The organism is Halomonas sp. HP20-15 (assembly GCF_033446685.1).
In the GTDB taxonomy this organism is placed as follows: domain Bacteria; phylum Pseudomonadota; class Gammaproteobacteria; order Pseudomonadales; family Halomonadaceae; genus Modicisalibacter.
In genome coordinates, this window is the sequence record NZ_JAWQLY010000018.1 from 36,941 (window position 1) to 47,489 (window position 10,549).

Genomic DNA, 10,549 nt, shown 5'->3' on the forward strand with positions numbered 1-10,549 from the left:
CTCTCGTTATCGATCCGGCGTTATCGATCCGGCCTCGCCGATCGGGCGCCCTGGCGTCGAAGGAGGACGTGCGGCACCGGGGCTGTATAATACCGATTCCAACCGCCAAGGACAGAGGACCCATGGGCAAGCGATTGTTGTGGACTGCCCTCGCCGGACTGGTCACCAGCGGCGCCCAAGCGGCCCCGCCGCAAACGCTACCGGCCTCGCAACTCGACTGGCAGCCGTGGGGCGACGATGCCCCGGCCGATGCCGTGTGCCGGGGCCGCTATGTCATTCCCGAGTATCGCCTGGCGCCCGGCGACACGCCGCGCGAGGTGCGTTCGGCCTCCGACCAGGCCGAGTACGGCGATCAGGGCGCCACCATCCTGCGCGGTGAGGTGCTGCTGCGTCGCGGTAACAGTCAGCTCGAGGCGCCCCGGGTACGGGTCAACGCGGCCCGCGACACGGCCTTCGCCGAAGGCCCGCTGACCCTGCGTGACCAGGGCCTGCTGGTGCGTGGCGGCGACGGCCAGCTCGCGCTCGACAGCGATGCCGCCCAGGTCGAAGACGCCCATTACGTGTTGCACGATCAGCATCTGCGCGGCGATGCCGTGCAACTGGCGCGCCTCGAGGACGGTCGCTATCGCCTGCGCGAGGCCAGCTTCACCACCTGTGCCCCCGACAGCCGCCTGTGGCGGGTGGTCGGCAACGATGTGATCATCGACCGCGAGGCCGGCTACGGCACCGCCAAGCATGCCCGGCTCGAGATCGGCCGGGTCCCGGTATTCTATTGGCCATGGGTGCGCTTTCCCATCGACGACCGCCGCCAGTCGGGCTTCCTATGGCCGACGATCGGCGTGTCCAGTGACGGGATCGATTATGCCCAACCGTACTACTTCAACCTGGCGCCGAACTACGACGCCACGCTGACGCCGCGCTGGTTGAGCAACCACGGCCTGTTGCTGGGCGGCGAATTCCGCTACCTGTTCGGCGAGGACCAGGGCCAGGTCGAGGGTGCCTACCTGAGCAGCGACCGCGGCGGGGAGAGTGCCAATCCCAATGACGACGACGATGCCTTCGAGGGCGAGGACCGCTGGTACATCGATTACCGTCACCGGGGGCGCTTCGATCCCCGGCTGCGTTACAACCTGCGCTACGGCGCCGCCAGCGACGGTCGCTATTTCGACGACTTCGGACGCAACTTCACCGAGAACGAGACCAGCTACCTGGCGCGCCTCGCCGAGCTCGACTACAGCGGTCAGACCTGGCAGCTCGAGGCCAAGGCCCAGGGCTACCAGAAGCTCGACTACCCGCTGGACGAGGACGACAAGCCGTTCTACCGCCTGCCCAGCCTGACCGCCAATGCCCGCTGGTCGCAGGACAGCGGCTTCTACCAGCAGTGGCGCTCCAACGCCACCTACTTCTGGCGCGACGTCGACGCAGACGAGCAGGGTGTCTGGCTCGATGAAAATGACCGCGCGCGCCGGATCCCCATACGCGAAGCGGCTAACGGCACCCGGGTACACCTGGCGCCGGCGGTCGGCTGGCGTTACGACCCGGGCTGGGGCTACCTCGAGCCGCGCTTCGAGCTGCTGCATACTCAATATCAGCTCGACTACGGCAACCGCGATACCGACCGCGCAGAGAGCCTGTCGCGCACCGTGCCGGTTAGCTCGGTGGACAGCGGGCTGATCTTCGAGCGCGATGTCTCGCTGTTCGACGAGGCCTGGCGCCAGACGCTGGAACCGCGGCTTTATTACGCCTATGCGCCGGCACGCGATCAGAGCGAGTTCCCCGACTTCGATACCAGCGAGCGGTCGTTCTCCTACGGCCAGCTGTGGACGCCGTATCGCTTCTCCGGCAGCGACCGGGTGGGCGACGTCAACAAGATCTCCTATGGCGTGTCGACGCGCTTTCTCGAGGACGACAGCGGTCGCCAGCGGCTGTCGCTGGCAGTGGGTCAGAGTGCCTACCTCGAGAACCGGGTGATCGGCATGGAGGGCGACCTGGCGCTGCCCGATCGCGACCGCAACTACCAGGACTGGTACGATGCCACCCGCGACCGCTCGCCGATCGCCACCCAGCTCGACTGGCAGATCACCGATCGCTGGAGCACGCGCTACGTGTGGCTCTACGACGAGCATCGCGAGATCACCGAGCGTACCGCGACCTACCTGCGTTATCGTCACCCCGAGGGCCACGTGCTCAATCTCGGTTACCGCTGGGAGCTCGAGGGCTTCGATCCCTCCGACGACGCCGAGGACCGGGTGGGCTACAACCGCGAGGAGTTCGACGCCTCGTTCGCCTACAAGGTCGGCGCGCGCTGGGACCTGATCGGCCGCTACACCTACGACAATACCAACGACCGGGCGCTCGACCAGCTTGCCGGCATCCAGTGGAACGATTGCTGCTACGGCGTCCAGCTGGCCTGGCGCGAGTGGATCGAGGACAACGATACCGCCAACACGGTCGAGGACGATTACACCGATCGCGGGCTGTTCCTGCGCTTCGTCTTCAAGGGCCTGGGCGGCGTCGGTCAGGGAACCGACGAAGTCTTCGCCGAGTCTATTCCCGGCTATCAACCGACCCCGTTCTGAAAGAAGAGGTTTTCATGCGCAGACGTCTGTTTGCATCGCTGAGCCTGGCGCTGGTGCTGGCTTTTCCCGCGCTGGCGCCGGCCGCCGAGCAACCGCTCGACCGTATCGTCGCCGTGGTCAACGACGATGCCATCATGGCCAGCGAATTGCGCGACCGGGTCGCTCAGGCCCGTAGCCAGCTGGCCAGCAGCAACATCGCCATGCCCTCCGATCAGGCGCTTCGCCAGCAGGTGCTCGATCGCATGATCGTCGAGCAGATCCAGCTGCAGATGGCCGAGGAGGCCAACCTGACGGTCGACGACACCGAGCTCAACCGGGCGGTGCGTTCGGTGGCCGAGAACAACGGCATGAGCCTCGATCAATTCGCCGACACCCTCGAGAGTCAGGGGCTGTCGCTGGCGGCGGTGCGCGAGCAGATCCGCCGCGAGATGCTGATTCGTCAGCTCCAGCAGCGCCGCGTCGCCAGCCGGGTCAACGTCGCCGACCAGGAGGTCGATCGTTACCTGGCCCAGCAGGGCGGCGCACGAGACGCGCGTTATCAGTTGGGCCATATCCTGGTCGCGTTGCCGCAGTCGCCCTCGCCGGATCAGGTGCGCAGCGCCCAGCAGCGCATCCAGGCCATTCAGCGCCAGCTCCAGAACGGCGCCGATTTCGCCGCTGTGGCGGCCGCCGAATCCGATGGCTCCAACGCCCTCGAGGGTGGCAACCTGGGCTGGCGCAGCGGCGCCGAGCTGCCCACCATCTTTGCCGATGTGGTGCCGCAGCTCAGCGTCGGCGAGGTCAGCGAGCCACTGCGCAGCCCCAGCGGCTTCCATCTGGTCAAGTTGCTGGATCGTCAGGGCGCCGGCCAGTCGCAGCAGGCGGTGGTCGAGGAACAGAAGATCCGCCATATCCTGATCGAGACCACCCCCAACCGCGATGCCGAACAGGCCCGGGCGCTCGCCGAGCGCACCCGTCAGCGCATCGTCGCCGGCGAGGATTTCGCCAGCGTCGCCCAGCAGGTCAGCGACGACCGCGGCAGCGCGCTCAACGGCGGCGACCTGGGCTGGGTGCGTCCCGGTCAGATGGTGCCGTCGTTCGAGGACGCCGCCAACCAGCTGGCGGTGGGCGAGATAAGCCAGCCGGTACAGACCCGTTACGGCTATCACCTGATCAAGGTCGAGGATCGCCGCCAGCGCGATGTGACCGGCGAGGCGCAGCGCAGCCGGATTCGCGACACGCTGTTCCAGCGCAAGGTCAACGAGGAGCTGGAAGCCTGGATGCAGCAGATCCGCGCCGAGGCCTACGTCGACGAGCGGCTGACCCCCTCCGGCGATGAGTGAGCCGCTACTCGCGCTGACCACCGGCGAGCCGGCCGGCATCGGCCCCGATCTGGCGCTGTTGCTGGCGGCCGATGGCCAACTGCCCGCCTGCCGGCTGGTAGCGATCGGTGATCCCGACCTGCTCGCGGCGCGGGCTCGCCAGCTCGGCCTGACGGTCGGGATCGAACCACTCGATCCCCACGCCGGCGTTCCCGCGCCGCGGCCCGGCGTGTTGCCGGTCTGGCCGGTCGCGTTGCGCGCGCCGGTCACGCCCGGCGTGCTGGATCCCGCCAACGGCGCTTACGTACTCGAGCTGCTCGACCGGGCGATCGCCGCCTGCCGCGACGGACGGGCCCAGGCGATGGTCACCGCGCCGCTGCACAAGGGCGTAATCATCGAGGCCGGCCACGGCGGCTTTACCGGGCATACCGAGTACCTGCGCGATGCCTGCGGCGTCGACGAGGTGGTGATGATGCTGGCCACGCAACTGCCCGCGGCGATGGGGGGCCGGGCGTTGCGGGTCGCGCTGGCGACGACCCACCTGCCGCTGCGCGCGGTGGCCGACGCCATTAGCGAATCTGGCCTGCGCCGGGTGCTGGGCATCCTCGATACCGACCTGCGCCGCCACTTCGGCATCGCCAGGCCGCGCATCGCGGTGTGCGGCCTGAACCCGCACGCCGGCGAGGGCGGCCACCTGGGGCGCGAGGAGCTCGAGGTCATCATTCCCACCCTTGAACGCCTGCGTGACGAGGGGCTCGACCTCGAGGGGCCGTGGCCCGCCGATACGCTGTTCACCCCGCATCGGCTCGAGGGTATCGACGCGGTGCTGGCGATGTATCATGACCAGGGCCTGCCGGTGCTCAAGTTCGCCGGCTTCGGTCAGGCCGCCAACATCACCCTGGGGCTGCCGATCGTGCGCACCTCGGTGGACCACGGCACGGCGCTGGATCTGGCCGGCAGCGGTCGCATCGATGCCGGTAGCCTGCACGTGGCGCTGAAAGTCGCCACCGAGATGGCGCTGGCCGATCCGCACCCGCGATGAGAATTGCAACCCAAGGAACTCCCCGCCGCATGTCTTCAGGTACCCGCGATCAGCGTCCAGAGCCGCCGCAACACCGGGCGCGCAAGCGCTTCGGCCAGAACTTCCTGCGCGATCCGGGGGTGATCATGCGCATCGTGCGCAGCATCGCGCCGCGCCCCGGCGAGCGGCTGGTCGAGATCGGTCCGGGCCAGGGCGCGCTGACCGAACCGCTGATCGAGGCCGCCGACGGCGTCCTGGAGGTCGTCGAGCTCGATCGCGACTTGATTCCCGGGCTGCGTGTGCAATTCTTCAATTACCCGGACTTCGTGATTCACGAAGGCGATGCGCTGGCTCTCGATTTCGCCGCCTTGAAGGGCGACGGCGCGCCGCTGAGGGTGGTCGGCAATCTGCCGTACAATATCTCCACGCCGCTGATCTTCCATCTGCTCGGTGCCCGCGAAGCGATCGCCGACATGCATTTCATGCTGCAGAAGGAGGTCGTCGAGCGCCTCGCCGCCGAACCGGGCGGCGCCGATTGGGGGCGGTTGTCGGTAATGGCCCAGTACTACTGTCGCATCGATGCGCTGTTCACGGTACCGCCCGAGGCCTTCGTGCCGCGGCCCAAGGTCGACTCGGCGATCGTTCGCCTGGTGCCGCATGGTGAATTGCCGTCGCCGGCCATCGACGAGTCGCTGTTCGCCGACGTCGTACGCCAGGCCTTCGCCCAGCGCCGCAAGACGCTGCGCAACAATCTCAAGACGCGGCTGTCCGGCGAGGCGCTCGAGGCGCTGGGTATCGATCCGGCGCGGCGCCCGCAGACCCTGAGTGTGGCCGAGCTGGTCACCATCGCCAATCACCTGGCCGGAGAATCGCCTTGATCGACGAACTGAGCGAGGCCATCCGCGTCGACGTCGAGCCCCACTATCGGGTCGAGGAGTCGTCGCCGGCCGAACAGCGTTACGTGTTCAGCTATACCATCACCGTGCACAACCATTCGCCGCAGGCGGTCCAGTTGCTGGCCCGCTACTGGAAGATCACCCAGGGCAGCGGCAAGGTCCAGGAAGTGCGCGGCAAGGGCGTGGTCGGCAAGCAGCCGATGATCGGCCCCGGCCAGAGCTTTCGCTATACCAGCCGCGCGGTGCTCGATGGCCCGGTCGGCGTGATGGAGGGCACCTATACCTGCGTCGAGAGCGCGGCGCAGCGTCCTTTCGAGGTCAACATCGCGCCGTTCCGCCTGGCCGGACCCAACCAGGTGCACTGACGCCGCCTGGTCCGCCCGTCAGACCGACCATCCACTTAGCGTTACCCTGGCCAAACCAGAGTCAGGCAGGAGGCCCATGACTACCTACGCCATCGGAGATCTGCAGGGCTGCCACGCCGAATTCGTGGCGCTGCTCGAGCGCCTGGACTTCGATCCGCGCCGCGACCGCCTGTGGCTCGCCGGCGACCTGGTCAATCGCGGCCCGGGCTCGCTGGCCTGCCTGCGCGAGGTCAAGGCGCTGGGCGACGCCGCGCGGGTGGTGCTGGGCAATCACGACCTGCACCTGCTCGGCGTGGCGCGCGGTGGTGGCTCCTTGAAGCGCTCCGATACCCTCGCGGCGATCCTCGAAGCCCCCGACCGCGAGGCGCTGCTCGACTGGCTGCAGCGCCAGCCGCTGCTGGTCGACGATGGCAGCGCTAGCCCGGCGCGTACGCTGATGGTGCACGCCGGGTTGTTGCCGCAGTGGTCGCTGGACGGGGCCCGCGCGCTCGCCGGCGAGGTCGAGACCTGCCTGGCCGGCGAGCGCGCCGGGGCATTCTTCGAGCGGATGTACGGCAATACGCCGGCGCGCTGGGACGACTCGCTCGAGGGTATCGACCGGCTGCGAGCGATCGTCAACGTGTTCACCCGGATGCGTTTCATCGCCGCCGACGGTACCCTCGACTTCGCCGCCAAGGAGGGCCTGGACAGCGCTCCCGAGGGGGTCGAACCGTGGTTTTGCTACCCTCGCGAGGACGACCCGCGGGTGCTGTTCGGCCACTGGGCCGCGCTCGAAGGCCGCACGCCCGGCGCCGCGTTGCGTGCCGAAGCGCTGGATACCGGCTGCGTGTGGGGCAATAGCCTGACCGCGCTCGATCTCGACAGCGGTCGCCGGGTCAGCGAGCCCTGCCGCCCGCGCGAGTGAGCTACGTTGCCGGTAGATCATCGCGAAGAACCCCAGCGCGAACGCGCCAATCATTGCACCGAGGCCCCAGGAGGGCGCATGAGCCAGACCCCCTTCGATCATCTCGACCACGCCACCCTCGAACGCTGGCTGGATAGCGACCAGCCGCTGACGCTGGTGGATATCCGCGACCCGTTGAGCTTCTCGCGCGGGCACATTCCCGGCAGTCGCCATGTCGACAACGCCACGGTCGGCGACCTGGTCGATCAGGCCCCCGGCGATCAGACCATGGTGGTGGTCTGCTATCACGGCCATTCCAGCCAGCAGGCCGCCGAGTGGCTGGTCGGCCAGGGCTTCACGCGGGTCTACAGCCTGGACGGCGGCTTCGTCGGCTGGGAAGCCAACCACCCGCACCGCGTCGAGCGATGAACGCCGATCGTCATACCGCCGGACTGAACGTGTATCGAGTGGGCGGCGCGGTCCGCGATGCGCGGCTGGGCTGGCCGGTGGTCGATCGGGACTGGGTGGTGGTCGGGACGACCCCCGAAGTCATGCTCGAGCGTGGCTTCAAGCCGGTGGGGCGCGATTTCCCGGTTTTTTTGCATCCCCTGAGTCACGAGGAGTACGCCCTGGCGCGCACCGAGCGCAAGGCCGGGCATGGCTATACCGGGTTCGTCGTCCACGCCAGCCCCGAGGTGACCCTCGAGGAGGATCTCGAGCGGCGCGATTTGACCATCAACGCCATGGCCGAGGCCCCCGATGGCACGCTGGTCGATCCCTTTCACGGCCGGCGCGATCTGGAGGCGCGGCTATTGCGCCACGTCTCGCCGGCCTTCGTCGAGGATCCGCTGCGGGTGCTGCGGACCGCGCGTTTCCTGGCGCGCTATCGCGGCCTGGGGTTTGCCGTCGCCGACGAGACTCGACTACTCATGCGCCGACTGGCCGAGAGCGGCGAGCTGGAGCATCTGGCCGCCGAGCGCATCTGGCAGGAAACCGAGAAGGCGCTCGGCGAACCGCAGCCGCAGGCCTATTTCGGCTGTCTTGAGGATTGCGCGGCGCTGACGCTCCTGATGCCCGAGCTGGCTGCCGACCGGACGGCCCTGCACGAAGCCCTGGAACGCCTGATGGCGGTGCCCGATGCGCCGCCGTGGACGCTGACCCAATGGCGCTGGGCGCGGCTGGTCGAGCACCTCGACGAGGCCACGCGCGAGGCGCTGCACGACCGGCTAAAGGTGCCCAACGCCTACCGCGACCTGGCCCGCCAGGTGGCGCTGAGCCGGACGCTGTGGTTGACCGGCGCGCCGCTCGACGCGACACGCACGCTGGACTGGCTCAACGCCATCGATGGCTGGCGACGCAGCGAGCGGGTACCGGCCCTGCTGGCGCTGTTCGGGGGCGAGGCACCGGCGTTGGCCGAGCGCCTGGAGCGCGCCTGGCGCGCCGCCGCAAGGATCGAACCGCGGAATCTGCTCGACGAGGGCTTTCGCGGTGGCGAACTGGGTGCCGAACTGGCCCGGCGCCGCCAGGCGGCGATCGCCGAAGCGCTTTCTTGAGCGAGATTGCCGTCCTCAATCAGCCCGCGAGATTAGTTGTCCTTGCCAGATGAAATCCACCGGCCATAGGCGTTGCACGCCAAGCTCGAAGGCGGCCCAGAGATCGGCGTAGCGCTGGTTGTTTAGCGGATGGTGGTCGTCGGGCAAGAGCTCGGCGAGCGGCTGCAGGACGAAGGCATTGGCGGTGATCTCGTCGCGTGGCAGGGCGACGCCGTCGATGCATCCGGTCAGCGCGCCGACCGTGAGCAGGTCGATGTCGAGCCGCCGTGGGCTGAACTTGGGGCTGTTGGCGCGCCGCCCGTGGGCGAACTCGAGACGCTTGCACCAGGCCTGCAACTCGCCCACCGAGGCGTGGCTATCGAAGGCGGCGACCAGGTTGTAGAAGTTGCGGCCATCCTCGAAGCCTACCGGCTCGCTCTCGAAGACCCGCGAAACGCGCAGCGCCGTGAAGTCGGCAGCGAGCGCGTCGAGGCAGTGGCGCACATGATGCTCGCGCTCGATGTTGCTGCCGATGCTGACCACCACCCGGGTCATGTGATCTCCCCGCGCTCGATGCGCACGCCGACCGCGTGGGCCTCGGCCACCGCGCCCGGCTTGCGCACGGTCAGGCGCAACCAGGCGATGGCAAACTCCTCGCGCAGCAACGCGGCGAGGCGCTCGGCGAAGGTTTCCACCAGCTCGAAGCGACTGTGGGTGGCGAAGTCGCCGATGCGCGCGCTGATCGCGGCGTAATCCAGCGTATGCGCCAAGTCATCGTCGGCCGCGGCCGGGCGGATATCGGTAGCCAGTTCCAGGTCGAGCACCAGCCGCTGGCGAATGCTGCGCTCCCAGGCGTAGACGCCGATCACCGTCTCCACGGCCAAGCCTTCGATCAACACGCGATCCACGGTCAAAAAGTCCTTCACTGGTAGTCGGGCTTCGATTGTACGACAGCAAAGTGGCAGAATCCCGGGATTGCCGCGAGCGATTTTACGGAAGCCGCCATGCCCCCCATCGATGTCGTCGAACTCGTCATGCTGGTCGTGCTCGGTTACCTGTGCGGCGGCCTGCTGGGCGCGGTCTGGGTGTGTCGCCTGGCTGGGGTGACCGACCCGCGCTGGCGGGGTTCGCGCAACCCCGGTTTCTCCAACGTGTTGCGTCTCTATGGTCCGCGCCTGGCGCTGGTGACCCTGAGCGTCGACGCCGCCAAGGGCATGCCGGTGCTATGGCTGGCCCGCGCCGGCGAGCTGTCGCCCTGGGCCCAGGGCCTGGTCGGGCTCGGTGTGCTGCTGGGTCACAGCTATCCGCTGTGGTATCGCCTGCAGGGTGGCAGGGCGGTGGCCAGCGCCTTCGGCGTGCTGCTGGTGCTGACGCCCTACGTGGCGCTGTTGTGCGCGCTGTGCTGGGCGCTGCTCGCCTGGCGGGTGCGCACCGCGGCGGTGGCCTCGCTGGGCGCGGCGCTGCTGGCGCCGTTGGCGAGCGTGTGGCTGGCGCGCGAGTACGTGGCGGTGGTGATCGTCTTTGCCCTGTTGGTGCTGGTGCGCCATGTCTGGTACATCCGGCGTCTCACCGGCGACTCGACCGGGGAATAAGCGCGCCAGGGCTAGGGCGCTGTCACATAAGAGCGCGATCATCGCGCGGTGTTATTTCACGCTGAAGTGGCAGGCGGTGTCAGTTCAGCCAACGGCCAGCGCGGAACGGCAAGCTTGGCATCGCCGTCGCGCTCGCCAGCCAACAGGCGCTGGGCGCTGTCACATAAGAGCGCGATCATTGCGCGGGGTTATTTCACTTTGAAGTGGCAGGCGGCGTCAATTCGGCCAGCGGCCAGCGCGGAACGGCAAGCATGGCATCGCCGTCGCGCTCACCGACCAACAAGCGCTGGGCGCTGTCACGTAAAGAGCGCGATCATTGCGCGGGGTTATTTCACTTTGAAGTGGCAGGCGGCGTCAATTCGGCCAGCGGCCAGCGCGGA

Annotated in this window: 11 protein-coding genes and 1 pseudogene; 9 read left to right on the forward strand and 3 right to left on the reverse strand. The window is 68.1% G+C overall.

The features are described from left to right. Positions 1-122 precede the first annotated feature (122 nt). From R6258_RS17715 to R6258_RS17750, 8 genes are all read left to right on the forward strand, one after another. Positions 123-2,579 (forward strand): LPS-assembly protein LptD, encoded by a 2,457-nt coding sequence (locus tag R6258_RS17715; protein ID WP_318453120.1) that lies wholly within the window; start codon positions 123-125, stop codon positions 2,577-2,579. Positions 2,580-2,593: 14 nt separating this feature from the next. After that, complete coding sequence (locus tag R6258_RS17720; RefSeq protein ID WP_318453122.1) at positions 2,594-3,901, forward strand: peptidylprolyl isomerase; 1,308 nt, start codon at positions 2,594-2,596, stop codon at positions 3,899-3,901. After that, on the forward strand, positions 3,894-4,922 hold the full coding sequence (pdxA, locus tag R6258_RS17725) for a 4-hydroxythreonine-4-phosphate dehydrogenase PdxA (protein ID WP_318453124.1): 1,029 nt from the start codon (positions 3,894-3,896) through the stop codon (positions 4,920-4,922). Before R6258_RS17720 ends, pdxA begins: the two co-directional genes overlap by 8 nt. A 29-nt stretch (positions 4,923-4,951) precedes the next feature. Further along, on the forward strand, positions 4,952-5,779 hold the full coding sequence (gene rsmA / locus R6258_RS17730; protein WP_318453126.1) for a 16S rRNA (adenine(1518)-N(6)/adenine(1519)-N(6))-dimethyltransferase RsmA: 828 nt from the start codon (positions 4,952-4,954) through the stop codon (positions 5,777-5,779). Continuing rightward, on the forward strand, positions 5,779-6,162 hold the full coding sequence (apaG, locus tag R6258_RS17735) for a Co2+/Mg2+ efflux protein ApaG (protein ID WP_318453140.1): 384 nt from the start codon (positions 5,779-5,781) through the stop codon (positions 6,160-6,162). The genes rsmA and apaG overlap by 1 nt, the downstream gene beginning before the upstream one ends. Before the next feature lie 76 nt (positions 6,163-6,238). Beyond that, positions 6,239-7,066: a symmetrical bis(5'-nucleosyl)-tetraphosphatase gene (locus R6258_RS17740; RefSeq protein WP_318453128.1), complete on the forward strand. Its 828-nt coding sequence runs from the start codon at positions 6,239-6,241 to the stop codon at positions 7,064-7,066. 78 nt (positions 7,067-7,144) lie between these two features. Then, entirely contained in the window at positions 7,145-7,474 is a 330-nt protein-coding gene (gene glpE / locus R6258_RS17745; protein WP_318453130.1) for a thiosulfate sulfurtransferase GlpE, read from the forward strand. Continuing rightward, entirely contained in the window at positions 7,471-8,598 is a 1,128-nt protein-coding gene (locus R6258_RS17750; RefSeq protein WP_318453133.1) for a polynucleotide adenylyltransferase, read from the forward strand. Before glpE ends, R6258_RS17750 begins: the two co-directional genes overlap by 4 nt. Before the next feature lie 15 nt (positions 8,599-8,613). Here R6258_RS17750 and folK read toward each other — a convergent pair whose 3' ends face one another. Together folK and folB are read right to left on the reverse strand one after the other, a co-directional pair. After that, the gene (gene folK / locus R6258_RS17755) at positions 8,614-9,132 is read right to left on the reverse strand and encodes a 2-amino-4-hydroxy-6-hydroxymethyldihydropteridine diphosphokinase (protein ID WP_318453135.1); all 519 of its coding nucleotides are present in this window, start codon (positions 9,130-9,132) and stop codon (positions 8,614-8,616) included. Next, on the reverse strand, positions 9,129-9,485 hold the full coding sequence (folB, locus tag R6258_RS17760; protein WP_318453136.1) for a dihydroneopterin aldolase: 357 nt from the start codon (positions 9,483-9,485) through the stop codon (positions 9,129-9,131). The genes folK and folB overlap by 4 nt, the downstream gene beginning before the upstream one ends. 96 nt (positions 9,486-9,581) lie before the next feature. Here folB and R6258_RS17765 point away from each other — a divergent pair, with 96 nt between their 5' ends. Continuing rightward, complete coding sequence (locus tag R6258_RS17765; protein ID WP_318453138.1) at positions 9,582-10,169, forward strand: glycerol-3-phosphate acyltransferase; 588 nt, start codon at positions 9,582-9,584, stop codon at positions 10,167-10,169. A gap of 56 nt (positions 10,170-10,225) precedes the next feature. Here R6258_RS17765 and R6258_RS17770 read toward each other — a convergent pair. Next, a pseudogene (locus R6258_RS17770) lies at positions 10,226-10,351 on the reverse strand (tRNA (adenosine(37)-N6)-threonylcarbamoyltransferase complex transferase subunit TsaD); the annotation flags it as partial. Between the last annotated feature and the right edge of the window lie 198 nt (positions 10,352-10,549).

Coding starts and splice junctions, on each gene's coding strand:
- rsmA (WP_318453126.1), top strand. CDS start 4,952: ATGTCTTCAGGTACCCGCGATCAGCGTCCAGAGCCGCCGCAACACCGG.
- folK (WP_318453135.1), bottom strand. CDS start 9,132: ATGACCCGGGTGGTGGTCAGCATCGGCAGCAACATCGAGCGCGAGCAT.
- R6258_RS17750 (WP_318453133.1), top strand. CDS start 7,471: ATGAACGCCGATCGTCATACCGCCGGACTGAACGTGTATCGAGTGGGC.
- R6258_RS17740 (WP_318453128.1), top strand. CDS start 6,239: ATGACTACCTACGCCATCGGAGATCTGCAGGGCTGCCACGCCGAATTC.
- pdxA (WP_318453124.1), top strand. CDS start 3,894: ATGAGTGAGCCGCTACTCGCGCTGACCACCGGCGAGCCGGCCGGCATC.
- glpE (WP_318453130.1), top strand. CDS start 7,145: ATGAGCCAGACCCCCTTCGATCATCTCGACCACGCCACCCTCGAACGC.
- R6258_RS17720 (WP_318453122.1), top strand. CDS start 2,594: ATGCGCAGACGTCTGTTTGCATCGCTGAGCCTGGCGCTGGTGCTGGCT.
- R6258_RS17765 (WP_318453138.1), top strand. CDS start 9,582: ATGCCCCCCATCGATGTCGTCGAACTCGTCATGCTGGTCGTGCTCGGT.
- R6258_RS17715 (WP_318453120.1), top strand. CDS start 123: ATGGGCAAGCGATTGTTGTGGACTGCCCTCGCCGGACTGGTCACCAGC.